General features: G+C 72.9%; 15 protein-coding genes. 10 read left to right on the top strand and 5 right to left on the bottom strand.

Annotated features, from left to right (window positions below):
- The first annotated feature begins 500 nt into the window (after positions 1-500).
- Positions 501-1,124, top strand: a complete 624-nt coding sequence (locus tag ACN6LD_RS34985) for a LysE family transporter (protein WP_445045272.1) — start codon at positions 501-503, stop codon at positions 1,122-1,124.
- A 153-nt stretch (positions 1,125-1,277) separates the two neighbouring features.
- A complete protein-coding gene (locus tag ACN6LD_RS34990; protein WP_319194407.1) occupies positions 1,278-1,727 on the top strand; it encodes a nitroreductase family deazaflavin-dependent oxidoreductase in 450 nt (149 codons plus the stop codon).
- A 96-nt stretch (positions 1,728-1,823) separates the two neighbouring features.
- On the opposite strand, the gene ACN6LD_RS34995 is transcribed toward ACN6LD_RS34990, so the two are convergent.
- Positions 1,824-2,741 carry a cation diffusion facilitator family transporter gene (locus ACN6LD_RS34995; RefSeq protein WP_319194401.1) on the bottom strand — a complete coding sequence of 306 codons (918 nt, stop codon included), beginning with the start codon at positions 2,739-2,741 and terminating at the stop codon, positions 1,824-1,826.
- 467 nt (positions 2,742-3,208) lie between these two features.
- Between ACN6LD_RS34995 and ACN6LD_RS35000 the strand changes: the two genes are divergently transcribed.
- A complete protein-coding gene (locus ACN6LD_RS35000; protein ID WP_319194399.1) occupies positions 3,209-4,261 on the top strand; it encodes a glutathione S-transferase family protein in 1,053 nt (350 codons plus the stop codon).
- Between the two features lie 8 nt (positions 4,262-4,269).
- Complete coding sequence (locus ACN6LD_RS35005) at positions 4,270-4,566, top strand: DUF4235 domain-containing protein (protein WP_057577503.1); 297 nt, start codon at positions 4,270-4,272, stop codon at positions 4,564-4,566.
- 183 nt (positions 4,567-4,749) lie between these two features.
- Here the strand turns inward: ACN6LD_RS35005 and ACN6LD_RS35010 are convergent, their stop codons facing one another.
- Entirely contained in the window at positions 4,750-5,142 is a 393-nt protein-coding gene (locus ACN6LD_RS35010; protein ID WP_319194397.1) for a VOC family protein, read from the bottom strand.
- A gap of 166 nt (positions 5,143-5,308) precedes the next feature.
- Here ACN6LD_RS35010 and ACN6LD_RS35015 point away from each other — a divergent pair, with 166 nt between their 5' ends.
- From ACN6LD_RS35015 to ACN6LD_RS35025, 3 genes are all read left to right on the top strand, one after another.
- Entirely contained in the window at positions 5,309-5,671 is a 363-nt protein-coding gene (locus ACN6LD_RS35015) for a DUF1304 domain-containing protein (RefSeq protein WP_319194395.1), read from the top strand.
- Positions 5,668-6,231 (top strand): TetR/AcrR family transcriptional regulator, encoded by a 564-nt coding sequence (locus ACN6LD_RS35020; RefSeq protein ID WP_319194393.1) that lies wholly within the window; start codon positions 5,668-5,670, stop codon positions 6,229-6,231. The genes ACN6LD_RS35015 and ACN6LD_RS35020 overlap by 4 nt, the downstream gene beginning before the upstream one ends.
- 176 nt (positions 6,232-6,407) lie before the next feature.
- Positions 6,408-6,839: a zinc-binding dehydrogenase gene (locus tag ACN6LD_RS35025; protein WP_445045273.1), complete on the top strand. Its 432-nt coding sequence runs from the start codon at positions 6,408-6,410 to the stop codon at positions 6,837-6,839.
- A 41-nt stretch (positions 6,840-6,880) separates the two neighbouring features.
- Here the strand turns inward: ACN6LD_RS35025 and ACN6LD_RS35030 are convergent, their stop codons facing one another.
- Both ACN6LD_RS35030 and ACN6LD_RS35035 read right to left on the bottom strand, forming a co-directional pair.
- Positions 6,881-7,987 (bottom strand): NAD(P)-dependent alcohol dehydrogenase, encoded by a 1,107-nt coding sequence (locus ACN6LD_RS35030; protein WP_319194392.1) that lies wholly within the window; start codon positions 7,985-7,987, stop codon positions 6,881-6,883.
- Positions 7,988-8,017: 30 nt separating this feature from the next.
- Positions 8,018-9,472 carry an aldehyde dehydrogenase family protein gene (locus ACN6LD_RS35035; RefSeq protein WP_445045274.1) on the bottom strand — a complete coding sequence of 485 codons (1,455 nt, stop codon included), beginning with the start codon at positions 9,470-9,472 and terminating at the stop codon, positions 8,018-8,020.
- 176 nt (positions 9,473-9,648) lie between these two features.
- Between ACN6LD_RS35035 and ACN6LD_RS35040 the strand changes: the two genes are divergently transcribed.
- The gene (locus tag ACN6LD_RS35040) at positions 9,649-10,041 is read left to right on the top strand and encodes a MarR family winged helix-turn-helix transcriptional regulator (RefSeq protein WP_319194388.1); all 393 of its coding nucleotides are present in this window, start codon (positions 9,649-9,651) and stop codon (positions 10,039-10,041) included.
- A 214-nt stretch (positions 10,042-10,255) separates the two neighbouring features.
- Complete coding sequence (locus tag ACN6LD_RS35045; RefSeq protein WP_319194386.1) at positions 10,256-10,636, top strand: anti-sigma factor antagonist; 381 nt, start codon at positions 10,256-10,258, stop codon at positions 10,634-10,636.
- Between the two features lie 49 nt (positions 10,637-10,685).
- On the opposite strand, the gene ACN6LD_RS35050 is transcribed toward ACN6LD_RS35045, so the two are convergent.
- Positions 10,686-11,639 (bottom strand): ribose-phosphate diphosphokinase, encoded by a 954-nt coding sequence (locus ACN6LD_RS35050; protein ID WP_319194384.1) that lies wholly within the window; start codon positions 11,637-11,639, stop codon positions 10,686-10,688.
- A gap of 578 nt (positions 11,640-12,217) precedes the next feature.
- On the opposite strand from ACN6LD_RS35050, the gene ACN6LD_RS35055 reads away from it, so the two are divergent.
- On the top strand, positions 12,218-12,907 hold the full coding sequence (locus ACN6LD_RS35055) for a DUF4230 domain-containing protein (RefSeq protein ID WP_445045275.1): 690 nt from the start codon (positions 12,218-12,220) through the stop codon (positions 12,905-12,907).
- Positions 12,908-12,927 lie beyond the last annotated feature (20 nt).

The following is a 12,927-nucleotide window of genomic DNA, read 5'->3' on the forward strand; positions in this document are numbered from 1 at the left end:
TGACATCGGTGGGAGGTGGAGGAGGTACGTGGACGGAGCGTACGTGGGCCCGGCCGCCCGGGCTCACCCGAGCAGGTCCAGCGCCCGCTCCCAGCGGAACTCCGCACTCTCCGCCGTGTCGTACGGGCGCCCGAACCGGACGCCCGTCCCGCGCAGCCGGGCGAGGCTCTCCCGGCAGGCGGGATGGCCGCCGGGGGTCTCGTGCCCACACGGCAGGACGCCTACGGGGACGCCGAGTCCGGCGGCCTCGGCTGCCAGGCGCCAGAGGCCGGATGCCAGGTGCCAGGGGGTGGGCGGGGGCGGGGTACGGCGGCGGCCCGGGAGCCGGTACGCGGACGGAGACGGAGACGCGAAATCCGGTTGCCCTCGGCCGCCCCTCACCCGCAGGATCCGGCCATGCTCACTTTCGACGCCTCACTGCCGCTGACGTCCGCCGCCGCTCCTACGGCGCCGGTCCAGCAGCAGCCCGGCCGCCCCCGGAGGCGCGACGCCGCACGACGGTGACGGCGGCGCTCGTCGCGGGCCTGGTCGCGGGTTACGGCATCGCCGTCCCCGTCGGCGCGGTCGCGACCTACCTCGTCTCGCTCACCGCCCGCACCTCGCTGCGCACCGGGGTGTGCGCCGCGCTCGGCGTCGCCACCGCGGACGGCCTGTACGCACTGGTCGCGACCGTGGGCGGCTCAGCCGTCGCGGCCGTGCTGCGACCGGTGCTGACGCCACTGCGCTCGGCCTCGGCCCTGGTCCTGCTGGTGCTGGCGGTCCGGGGCGCGTGGAGCGCCCTGCGCCAGTACCGGGCGCACCGGCTCGCCACCCGGTCCGGACCGCCCGCGCCCAGCCCGGCCCGGGCCTTTCTGAACCTCCTCGGCATCACCCTCCTCAACCCGACGACGGTGGTCTACTTCGCCGCGCTGGTGCTGGGCGCCGGCGCCGCCGACCCGGTACGGCCCCTGGAACAGGGGGTGTTCGTGCTGGCGGCCTTCGTCGCCTCGGCGAGCTGGCAGGTGCTGCTCGCCGGAGGCGGCGCCCTGCTGGGCCGGGCGCTCACCGGCCGCCGGGGACGTCTGGTCACGGCCCTCGTGTCGAGCGCGGTGATGACCGTGCTCGCCGTCCGGATGGTGACCTAGGCGGCCGGACGTGCGGATGAAACACGCGGCCATCGGTGTTGCATCCCTGTGCGGGCCGGACGTGCGCGACGCGCGAGCACGTCGGACGACGCGTCCGGAACGACGACATGACGGCACAGCGCCATCGGCGACATGACGAAGGGGACGGAGACCATGCCTCTCGAAGGCGAGTACGAACCCAGCCCGACACAGTGGGTACGCGAGCAGGTGGAGCTCTACGAAAGCTCCGGCGGCACCGAGGGCACGACCCTGCGGGAGACGGGACTGCCCGTCGTGCTGCTGACGACGCTGGGCGTGAAGAGCGGCCGGATTCGCAAGACCCCGCTGATGCGCGTCGAGCACGACGGCCGGTACGCCCTGGTCGCGTCCCAGGGCGGGGCGCCCAAGCACCCCGTCTGGTACCACAACATCAAGGCCCTCCCCCAGGTCGAGCTCCAGGACGGCCCGCTCAAGCAGGACATGACGGCACGAGAGGTCACCGGCGCGGAGAAGGCCGAGTGGTGGGAGCGGGCGGTCGCCGCCTATCCGCCGTACGCCGAGTACCAGACGAAGACGGACCGGGAGATCCCGGTGTTCGTCGTGGAACCGGCCGGGAGCCGCTGACCTGCCGGGATCGCCCGGACGGCGTCCATGCGGGCGTCGCGAGCGGGAAAACCGCGGTGGGAACGCATCAAGGCGTTCCCACCGGGCACCCGACCGTCAGGCCCCGCCGCGCTCCCCCGTCGCGGCGGGGCTTCCCGCCGTCTCACCCGCGGGCCGGTCGGTCACGTCGAGGAAGATCTGGTCCGCCTCGGAGATCGTCGAGGCGATGGACCGCTTGATGCGGACGGCGACCTCCTCGACCCGCTCGCTGTCCAGACCCGGCATGAGGTCCACGCGGGCCGCCACCAGCACCGAGTCCAGGCCCATCTGCATGGTGAACACCGCTTCGACGCTGTCGATCTCCGGCTGGGCGTCGAGGAGCGCATGGATGCGCGCGCCGGTCTCGGGAGCCGCGGCCTCGCCGATGAGCTGGTCGCGGGCATCGCGGCCGAGCCGGAAGGCGACGTAGACGAGCAGCGCGCCGATCGCCAGCGACGCGGAGGCCTCCCACACGACCTGTCCGGTGACCATGTGCAGGGCCATGCCGATCGCGGCCAGGGTGACGCCGAGAACGGCCGTGCCGTCCTCCGCGACGACCGTGCGCAGGGCGGGGTCCCGCAGGCCCGCGCTGCCGCCCTGCCGGCGCACCTGGTGCAGGGCCCGCGCCAGTGAGACGCCCTCGGCGAGGAAGGAGACGCCGAGCACGATCAGGCCCGCCACATAGCCGCTGAGCTTCTCGTCGGCTCCCGACCGCAGCGCCTCGACGCCCTGGAAGAAGGAGAAGCAGCCTCCCATCACGAAGATCCCGACGGCGGCGAGGAGCGACCAGAAGAAGCGCTCCTTGCCGTAGCCGAAGGGGTGCCGGCGGTCGGCCGGGCGGCGGCTGCGGCGCAGCGCCGCCAGCAGGAACACCTCGTTCAGGCTGTCGGCCACGGAGTGCGCGGCCTCCGACAGCAGCGCCGGCGACCCGGCGAGGACGCCGCCCAGTCCCTTGGCGACGGCGATGACCAGGTTGGCGGCCAGCGCCACGAGCACGGTGACGCGTGTGCGGCGATCGGCTGAGCCGTCGTCCTCACCGCGCGTGCTCGACGAGCCCTGCGCGCTCGACGTGCCGGACGGGCCGGGTTTTCCGGGCAGGCCGGATGTCCCGTCCGGGCCGGGTGGGCCGGATTTTCCGGGCAGGCCGGATGTCCCGTCCGGGCCGGGTGGGCCGGGTGTTCCGGGCAGGCCGGATGTCCCCTCCGGGCCGGGTGGGCCGGGTGTTCCGGATGCACTCGGCCGGCCTGCTCGTTCGCCCGCCGCTCCGGCGCTCCGGCCGGTGCTGCGATCGTCCACCCCCTGACTCTGTCGGGCCTTCGTCTCGGCCGGGTGATCGGCGTTCCGTTCTGAAGGTGTCGCGCTCACCTTCGCCGAATTCCCCGGCGGATCGCGATCACACCGTGCCACCGGCCGAAAACGGGGAACGCGGGGAACAGCAGACGCGACACCACCGGGAGGAAGCCATGAGCGACGGGGGCGGCGACGGCAACAGCTCCTACGGGCACACGGCCTTCAGGCGCGCCAAAAGTCACTTCACCGACCGGATCACCGCGGACGGCCGGGACGGCCGGCCTGTCGCGGCGGACCGCTACCGGCTGGTGGTCAGCCGCGCCTGCCCCTGGGCGAGCCGGGCCGTGATCTCCCGGCGGCTCCTCGGCCTGGAGGGCGCGCTGTCGATGGCGATCACCGATCCGGTCCAGGACGACCGCAGCTGGCGGTTCGGCCTCGACCCCGGCGGCCGCGATCCCGTCCTCGGCATCCGGTACCTCGCCGAGGCGTACGAGCGCCGGGAGCCCGGTCATCCGGGCGGGGTCAGTGTGCCCGCGATCGTCGACGTGCCGAGCGGGGAAGTGGTGACGAACGACTACCAGCAGATCACCCTCGACCTCGCCACCGAGTGGACGGCCCTGCACCGCCCCGGCGCGCCCGACCTCTACCCGCAGGCGCTCCGCGACGAGATCGACGCGGTCATGGCCGACGTGTACGAGGACGTCAACAACGGGGTGTACCGGGCGGGCTTCGCCGACAGCCAGGACGCGTACGACGAGGCGTGCACGGGGGTCTTCCGACGCCTGGAGCTGCTCACGCCGCGACTGGCACGGCAGCGGTACCTGGTGGGCGACACCCTCACCGAGGCGGACATCAGGCTGTTCACCACGCTGGTGCGTTTCGACGCCGTCTATCACGGTCACTTCAAGTGCAACCGCTGGAAGCTGACGGAAAATCAGGTGCTGTGGGCCTACGCCCGCGACCTCTTCCAGACGCCCGGCTTCGGCGACACCGTCGACTTCGACCACATCAAACGGCACTACTACCAGGTGCACACCGGCATCAACCCGACGAGGATCGTGCCCCTCGGCCCGGACCTGGCCGGCTGGCACTCCCCGCACCGCCGGGAGGAGCTCGGCGGCCGCCCGTTCGGCGACGGCACACCGCCCGGCCCGGCGCCGGCCGGCGAAGAGGTTCCGGCAGCCGGCCGGGCCCGCCGTCCCTCCCCCGTGACAGAGAAGGAGTGAAGAGATCCATGGCCAAGAAGAGGAAACTCCCCCTCGTCTACCAGCCCGTCGGATTCGCGCTGGGCTGGGCCAGCGGCGCCCTCGCAGGGCTCGCGTTCCGCAAGGCGTGGAAGGCGATCCGGCACGAGGACGACGCACCGGACGCGCTCGACCGGGACCGCGGCTGGGGCGAGGTCCTGCTGGCCGCGGCGGTGCAGGGCGCGATCTTCGCGGCCGCCCGCAGCGCCGCCGACCGCACCGGCGCCAAGGCCATCGAACGCTCCACCGGCGTCTGGCCCGCCAAGGAGAAGGGCGGCCGCGACTGACGCCCGCTCCGCCGTCACGGGCCCGCGGCGCAGTGGTGTTGAGGGCCGGGGGCAGCACGCGGCAGGCAGAGCGCGGCGGGGCGGGAGACATGGAGGGCTTCCCCGACGCGGAAGCCTGCGAAGCGGCGGGCGCCTGCCGAAGGGCGGGGCCCGCCGCTTCGCGTGCGTCGGGTTCGGACCTGCTCAGCCCTGCTTCGGGGCGGGCGAAGGCGCCAGCCGGAGGGTGAAGGAGTGGCCCGCCGGATCGGCGTAGCCCCGTTCCTCGTGGGGGCCGGGGGCGCCCTTGGTCTCCAGCGGGCGACCGCCCAGTCCGACCACCCTGCGTTCCACCTCGTCGAGGTCGTCGACCAGGAAGTCCAGGTGGGCCTGGAGGGAGTTCTCCGGGCGCGGCCAGCTCGGCGGGGTCGCGTTCACGTCGCGCCGGAAGGCCAGGCGGGTGCCGTCCTCGCTCCTGATCTCGACGCGGTTCGCGGTCCGGTCGATCTCCTCGGCGTCCAGCAGGCCCTTGTAGAACTCGGCGAGCTTCTCGGGCTCGGCACAGTCGAGCACCACGACGCCCGCTTTCACCAGTGCCATGTCGTCGTCTCCTCCACGAGATCCGGGCCGGGACGGAGCGCCCCGCCTCCGAACCCTGCGGATACCCCCGTTTCGGCCGCCCACGGCGGCCGGGCGACCCCCTCTGGACTTCTTGGACAGGTGTCCCGCTATAGTGGACATCTGTCCAAGAAGTGAGAGGGAGACCATGGAAATCCTGGCGAACGTTCTGGTCGCGCTGGTGGCCGCGCTGCATCTCTACATCCTGGTGATGGAGATGTTCCTGTGGCAGAAGAAGCCAGGCCTGTCGTTCCACGGCTTCGACCCCGAGATGGCGAAGAAGACCGCCGCGATGGCCGCCAACCAGGGGCTCTACAACGGCTTCCTCGCGGCGGGCCTGGTGTGGGGGCTGATCGCGGCCGACCCCACCGGCTTCCGCGCCCAGGTGTTCTTCCTGTCCTGCGTGATCGTCGCGGGCGTGTACGGCGCGCTCACCGCGAACCGCCGCATCCTGTTCGCGCAGGCTCTGCCCGGCGCCCTCGCCCTGGTCGCCGTCCTCGTCGCACAGTGACCCGCCCGGAGCCCGAGGACCCGCGGTCGGCCCGCACCCGTGCGCGGCTGCGCTCGGCGCTCCTCGACGAGTGCGCCGAGCGACCGCTGGAGGAGGTGGGCGTGGCCGCCCTGGTGCGGCGGGCGGGCGTCGGCCGAGCCACCTTCTATGTGCACTATCCCGATCTGGAGTCCCTCGCCGTCGACGCCTGCGCCGACGTCGTACGGGAGGCCGTGGAGGCGTTGCACGCCTGGCAGGGCCGCCCCGACCCGGTGCGGGCCCCGGCCGCGCTGGCGGAGTTCTTCGAGTCGCTGACCCCGCACGGCACGCTGTACCGCACGCTGCTGACGCCGGGCGGCGGCGGACCCCTCGGCCGGGTGCTCCACCGCGATCTGCGCGCCTACAGCCTGCGGGAGCGGCAGCGGGCGGGCGCGGCGGACGCGCCGCTGGTCGCCTCGGCCGTCGCCGCGACCTTCGCCGGCGTCCTGGCGGACTGGCTGCACGGCGACCTGGACGGCTCACCCGCCGAGATCGCCGACCAGGTGTGGCAGCTGCTGGTCGCGCTGCACGCGAGCCGCTGAGAGTCCCGGCCGGCGGTGAGCGGTGAGCGGCGTGTTCGGCGACGCGTCGTCCGCGACGTCCCGCGGTACGCCTGCGACCCCGATGGCCGCGTGCAGGTGCCGGCGCAGCGAGGCGCCCGCGGCGAAGCGACGCGGCCGGCGACCTGGTCCAAGCAGAGGTCGCCGGCCTCCAGCCGATGCCGGGCGTGCGTGATGCGCTGCCGGATCGGCCGGCGGCCGGGACTCGGTCCCGTCTCGTCGTGGAAGCGGCGGGCGAAGGTGCGCAGGCTCATTCGGACGTGCGCGGCGAGGCCGGACAGGGTGAACGGCTCGCCCAGCCGCCGCAGGACCCGGGCCCGGGTGTCCGCCGTGCTCGCCGCGCCCGCCTCGGGGACCGGCTGTTCGACGTACCGGGCCTGGCCGCCGTCCCGCAAGGGCGGGACGACACACCGGCGGGCCACCTGGCGGACGCCGACCGGGCCGGGATGCGGGAGATCGCCCGGCCGGTGGAGGCGGGGCGGCTGCGCGCCACGATCGCGGGGACGTTCCCGCCGGCCGACGCCGCCGAGGCGCACAGGCTCGGCGACACCGGCCGGACCACCGGGAAACCGGTCCTGACGGTCGGCTGACGAGACGTCGGAGCATCGGCGGGAGCGGGTTCCTCAGAAGGTCAGAACGTCAGGACCGGCTTGATGGTCTTGCCCGAGGTCATGTCCTGGACCGCCCGGTCGATGTCCGCGAACGCGTACGTGCCGATCAGGCGGTCCAGCGGCAGGCGCCCCGCCTTGACCAGTTCGACCAGGGCCGGGATGAAGCTCTGCGTCTCGCTGTCGCCGAGGGTGAGGCCCACGACCCGCTTGCCGCCGAGCAACCCGTTGACGTCCAGGCGGACTTCGCTGCCGAAGGGCGGTGCGCCGACCACCACGAGCGTGCCGCGGGCGGCGAGCGCGTCGACGCCCCGGCGCAGCACCGCGGTGTTGCCCGTGGTCTCCACGATGCCGTCGGCGCCCTGCCCGCCGGTGATCTCCGCGAGAGCGTCGCCGAGGTCGTCCCGGCCGGCGTCGACGGTGTGCGTGGCGCCCAACTCCTTCGCCAGGTGCAGGCGTTCGGCGACCCGGTCCACCGCGACGATCGTGGTGGCCGGGGTGAGCGCGGCCGCCATGACCGCCGACAGGCCGACGGCTCCGGCCCCGAGGACGACGACGGTGCTGCCCGCCGCGGGCTCGAGCACGTTCCAGACGGCTCCGACGCCCGTCTGGACGCCGCAGCCCAGCGGGGCGATCGACGCCAGCGGCACGTCGGGGTCGACCTTGACGAGGCTGCGTTCGTCGACCAGCGCCCGCTCGGCGAACGAGGACTGGCCGAAGAAGTGGCCGCCTAGCGGCTCACCGTCCCGGCTGAGCGTGGCGGTGCCGTCCGCGCGGCGGCCGCCGAGGAGGTTCAGCGGCAGCCACGAGGCGCAGTAGGCGGGGTGGCCGCCATGACAGTTGCGGCAGTCCCCGCAGGAGGTGAAGGACAGCACGACGTGGTCGCCGGGGGCCACGGCCGTGACGGCCGCACCGACCGCCTCGACGACCCCCGCGCCTTCGTGGCCGAGGACTCCGGGCAGCGGGAAGGGCAGTCCGCCGCTCGCCACCCCGAGGTCGGTGTGGCACAGCCCGGCCGCCACCAGCCGGACGACGGCCTCGTGCGGGGCGGGGTCCTCGAGGACGACCTCGGAGAGGGTGAAGGGCGCTCCGGCGGACTCGACGACGGCGGCGCGTGTGGTGATGGTCATGGGTGTGGCTCCCTTGCTCTCGCGGCGCGTTCAGTCGAGCGAGACGACGACGGACTTGACCTTGGTGTACGACTGGAGCGCCTCGGGGCCGTACTCGCGGCCGAAGCCGGAGTCCTTGACGCCGCCGAAGGGGACGGCCGGGTCGAGCATCGCCCAGTCGTTGACCCAGACGATGCCGGCCTGGAGGCGGTCGGCCACACGGTGCGCGCGGGCCAGGTTGCCGGTCTGGACGCCCGAAGCCAGGCCGTACGGCGTGGAGTTGGCGAGCTCGATGGCCTCGTCCTCGTCGTCGAAGGGCTGGACGGTGAGGACCGGCCCGAAGATCTCCTCCTGCACGACCCTGGAGTCGTTCGCGAGGTCGGCGATGACGGTGGGCCGGTAGTAGTACCCGCCGTCGAGGTCGAGGCGCTCACCGCCGCAGACGATGCGGGCGCCCTCCTTCCGGGCGAGGTCGACGTACTCCTCGACCTTGCGCAGGTGCTTCTCCCCCGCCATCGGGCCGACGACGGTCTCCGGCTGCCGGGGGTCGCCCACCGGCACACCCGGCACGGCCTCGGCGAGGATGTTCAGCAGCGTGCTGTAGACCGGTCGGGCCACCAGCAGACGCGGGCCCCCCATGCAGAACTGGCCGGTGTTGAAGACGAAGCCCTTGATGACGGCTCCGACCGCCTTCTCCAGGTCGGCGTCCTCGAAGACGAGGTGCGCCGCGTTGCCGCCGAGTTCCATGGTCACCGGCTTGAGGTTCTCGCCGGCGATGCTCGCGGCGTGCCGGCCGACGGCGGTGGAGCCGGTGAAGGCGATCTTGTCGACGCCGGGGTGGCGCAGCAGTGCCTCGCCGGCCACCGGGCCGCTGCCGGTGACGACGTTGACCACGCCGTCGGGCACCCCCGCCCGCTGGAACAGGTCGGCCATGTACAGGGCGCTGAGCGGCGTCTCGTCGGCGGGCTTGTGGACGACCGTGTTGCCGGCGGCGAGGGCTGGGGCGATCTTGGAACCGGCCAGGATGAGCGGGAAGTTGAACGGGGTGATCGCGGCGACCACGCCGAGCGGGCCGCGCCGGGTGTAGGCGAGGGCGTTCATCGGGGTGTCGCGGTTCGCGCCGTCCAGGGCGAAGGCGAGGGTGGCGAAGTACTCGTAGTCGTTGGCCGCGTTGGTGACGTCCACGGCGTGCGCCAGGGTGATCGGCTTGCCGACGTCGAGGCTCTCCAGGCGGGCGATCGCGTCGGCCTCGGCGCGGATCAGTTCCGCGACCCGGAGCAGGACGCGGCCGCGCTCCCTGCCGCTGAGGCCGGACCACTGCCCGGCGTCGAAGGCCTCCCGCGCGGCCCGTACGGCGGCGTCCACGTCGACGGCGCCCGCCTCCGCGACGGTGGTGACGACCGCACCCCGGGAGGGGTCGATCACCTCGGTCCGGGCTCCGTCCGCGGCCTCGCGCCACTGTCCCCCGATGAACAGTCGACCGGGGCCGGTCTCGAAGGTGGTCATCGCCACTCCTCAGCATCGTCGCCAAGATTTCAACAAACAGGATTCCTGTTGGTTCGCAGTCTCTTTACAGACAGGTTTCCTGTCAATGCTCTAGGCTCGGACACATGGCCGGCTCCCCGACGCGCAGGACAGCGTCCGCACCCTCGCCCCACCGGGCGCCCCCGTCCCTTCTCTACATGGTGAAGCAGGTCGAGCTGGTCGTGCGATCCCACCTGGACGAGCTGGTCAAGCCGTCCGGGATCACGGCCCTGCAGTACACGGCGCTCACCGTGCTGCAGCGGCACGACGGGCTGTCGGCCGCCCAGCTGGCCCGGGACTCCTTCGTCACCGCCCAGTCCATCGCCGATCTGGTGCGCTCCCTGGAGGGGCGCGGGCTGATCCGCCGCGAGCGCAATCCGCACAACCGGCGCGAGCTGCTGATCCTGCTCACCGACGACGGGCGCGAACTCCTCGAGCGGCACGCCGGTCCGGTGCGGGAACTGGAGGAGCGCATGGTCCGACAGCTCACCGCGCACCAGACGGAGCAGTTCCGCGCGGCTCTCTCGACGGCCTGGCACGCCCTGTCGTAACCCTCCCGCCGCCCCTCGGACCGCTCCCCGCACCCCCCTTCGCTCACGGCGCGAAAAAACTCGGCCAGAGTCGGTTGCATTTCGAAGACATATGTCAATCGAACATGCTGGAATTCACTCCATCGGGGGTAACTTGCTGGAGCGGGGAACTGCTGTGTGCGCCCCGCCCGTTGGAGGCTCCCGACCGGTGGAGCGGGTTGGAGGCGATGTCGTCGTGCAGCAGAAATCTCCGGCGGGCACCCCGCATCTACGCGTCCGCGAGGACCGGGGGTACACGGTGCTGGAGTTCCACGGCGAGATCGACATCGTCGCGGCCACCGAGATCGGACCGCACCTCGACGAGGCGACCTCGGGCGCCGCACCGCGCATCGTGATCGATCTGACCCCGGTGGAGTTCTTCGACTGCTCCGGGCTGCGCCTGCTGTACCGGGCCCGCGGCCGGGTCCTCGACCAGGGCGGCCGTCTGCACCTGGTCTGCCCCCACCCGCTCACCCTGCGCATCCTGCGCGCCACCGGGCTGTCCCGGCTGCTGCCGCCGGCCGCGACCCTGGAGGCCGCCCTGGAGCGGCCGGGGGCCGCCTCCGGCACGTTATGACGGCGCCGAGAAGCGCTGCTCGACGAACCTTGCGGCCCGGCCGGCCCCGCTATTCGCCGCGCGCCGCGTCGAAGAGGGCGCTGACGGACTCGCCGTTGTGGATGCGGCGGACGGCCTCCGCGAGGGCGGGGGCGATGGACAGGATCCGCAGCTTGTCGGTGTGCTGCTCGGCGGGCACCGGCACGGTGTTGGTGCACACGATCTCCAGCACGTCGGGCTGCTCGCTGAGCCGTTTCAGCGCACCCGCCGCGAACAGGCCGTGCGTGCACGCCACCCGTATCGACCGCGGCTGCAACTCCCGCAACCGGTCGAGCAGTTCCAGGACCGTGCTGCCCTTGGCGATCTCGTCGTCGAGGACGATCACGTCCCGCCCCGCCACCTCGCCGATCACGGCGCTGATGCTGACCCGGTCGTCGGCGAACCGCTGTTTGGCCCCCGCCGCCACCTGGGCGCCGATCATCCGGGCGAAGGCGGCCGCCTCCTTGGCGTTGCCGAGGTCCGGCGAGACGACGGTGGTGCGGGTGAGGTCGTAACGGCGGAAGTGGGCGGCCAGCTCCCGGTGTGCGTGCAGATGGTCGACGGGCATCGAGAAGAAGCCGTGCACCTGGGGCGAGTGCAGCGTCATGGCGAGCACCCGGTGGACGCCGGCCGCCGCCATCAGGTCGGCGACCAGCCGGCCGCCGAGCGAGATCCGGGGCGCGTCCTTCTTGTCGGAGCGGGCGTAGGAGTAGTGCGGCATGACGACCGTGATGCGGCCCGCCGACGCGCCCCGAGCGGCGTCGCACATCAGCAGCAGCTCGACGAGATGTTCCTGCACGGGCCGGACCAGCGGCTGGACGAGGAAGACGTCCCGTTCCCGGCAGTTGGCCTGGAGCTGCACCTCCAGGCAGTCGTTGGCGAACCTGCTGAGGCGGGTGGGACTCAGGGGCACGCCGAGGTGGGCACAGACCTCGGCTGCCAGCTCGGGATGGGCACTGCCGCTGAACACGGAGATGTCTCGCACGATCGGCTCCTCGCTGATCATGTCCGGCTGGGGCGGGAGCTCCCATGCTACGGACCGCGTCCGTTCCGCCCACCCGCGCGAACACGCCGTGATCCGGCCGCCTCCTCCTCCACCCCTCCCGGCCCCCGGCAGCGCCGGTCCCGGCCCGCCGGCGGACCCGTCGGTCCGGCGGACGGGCCGCATCGGGCGGATCGGCCGCCCGGGTGACGTGACCGGACCGGACCGAGCCCGGTCGCCGAAGCGCTCGCGGCAGACCTCGTGGGCGATGGCGACGGGTGACCGGTCCGGGCCGGGCCGCCGAAGCAGGAGCGGTCCGGGCGGCCGGAGCCGGAGGCGTCCGGGCGGCCGGAGCCGGAGGCGTCCGGGCGGCCGGAGCCGGAGGCGTCCGGGCGGCCGGAGCAGGAGCGGTCCGGGCGGTTGGGCAAGGCCGTCAGGAGAGCGAAGACCGCCTCCCGCGCCGGCGAGGACACCGTGACGGTCTGCGTGCCCGGCGGATCCGTACGTCACAGGTTGCCAACAAGGCGGTCTGACAGCGCAATTGGCGGGAATCCGTGTCCTCAGGAAGGAGGGCCGTCCGCATGACGACTTCCATCGAGCCCACCAAGGCCGACAAGCCCGCCAGGCGCCTCCCCGGCCGCATGCCCGGCTGGGCCAAGGCGCTCACCGCCGTCGTGGTCGTGCTCGTCGTGATGTTCGCCGGGATCCGGCTGAGCCTGCTGCCGGGCCTGCGCGACCTCTTCGGCACCGAGACCCACGACCGTACGGGCCCCGCCCTGCTGCAATCCATCCAGGACATGAGCCGTTACGACGCCGCCTCCGGCAACTTCCAGGTCGTCGTGGACCTGGAGAAGGACGCCAAGTACCTCCCCGACGCGATCCGCGGCACCCGCACCCTGTACGTCGGGGCGGGCACCGTGGACGCCTATGTCGACCTCGGCAAGGTCGGCGACGACGACGTGACGGTCGACGAGGACCGCACCTCCGCCACGCTCCGGCTGCCGCACGCGCGGCTCGGCACCCCGGCGCTCGATCCCGACCGCTCCTACGCGGTCTCCAAGCAGCGCGGCCTCCTGGACCGCCTCGGCGACCTCTTCTCCGACAACCCCGGCGGTGAACAGGCGGTGCAGAAGCTCGCGGTCCGCCACATCGGCGACGCGGCCAAGGAGAGCGAGCTGACCGCGCGGGCCGAGAGCAACACCACCCACATGCTGGAGGGACTGCTGCACTCCCTCGGCTTCAAGGAGGTGAAGGTGGTGTACGGCTCCTGACCTCTCCCCGCCCAAGTCGG

The organism is Streptomyces sp. SAS_272 (assembly GCF_052543235.1).

What these genes read in the sequence shown, in the direction of transcription:
- ACN6LD_RS34990 (WP_319194407.1), top strand. Translation starts at nt 1,278, where the DNA reads ATGCCTCTCGAAGGCGAGTACGAACCCAGCCCGACACAGTGGGTACGC.
- ACN6LD_RS35055 (WP_445045275.1), top strand. Translation starts at nt 12,218, where the DNA reads ATGACGACTTCCATCGAGCCCACCAAGGCCGACAAGCCCGCCAGGCGC.
- ACN6LD_RS35005 (WP_057577503.1), top strand. Translation starts at nt 4,270, where the DNA reads ATGGCCAAGAAGAGGAAACTCCCCCTCGTCTACCAGCCCGTCGGATTC.
- ACN6LD_RS35010 (WP_319194397.1), bottom strand. Translation starts at nt 5,142, where the DNA reads ATGGCACTGGTGAAAGCGGGCGTCGTGGTGCTCGACTGTGCCGAGCCC.
- ACN6LD_RS35035 (WP_445045274.1), bottom strand. Translation starts at nt 9,472, where the DNA reads ATGACCACCTTCGAGACCGGCCCCGGTCGACTGTTCATCGGGGGACAG.
- ACN6LD_RS35040 (WP_319194388.1), top strand. Translation starts at nt 9,649, where the DNA reads ATGGTGAAGCAGGTCGAGCTGGTCGTGCGATCCCACCTGGACGAGCTG.
- ACN6LD_RS35000 (WP_319194399.1), top strand. Translation starts at nt 3,209, where the DNA reads ATGAGCGACGGGGGCGGCGACGGCAACAGCTCCTACGGGCACACGGCC.
- ACN6LD_RS35025 (WP_445045273.1), top strand. Translation starts at nt 6,408, where the DNA reads ATGCCGGGCGTGCGTGATGCGCTGCCGGATCGGCCGGCGGCCGGGACT.
- ACN6LD_RS35030 (WP_319194392.1), bottom strand. Translation starts at nt 7,987, where the DNA reads ATGACCATCACCACACGCGCCGCCGTCGTCGAGTCCGCCGGAGCGCCC.
- ACN6LD_RS35015 (WP_319194395.1), top strand. Translation starts at nt 5,309, where the DNA reads ATGGAAATCCTGGCGAACGTTCTGGTCGCGCTGGTGGCCGCGCTGCAT.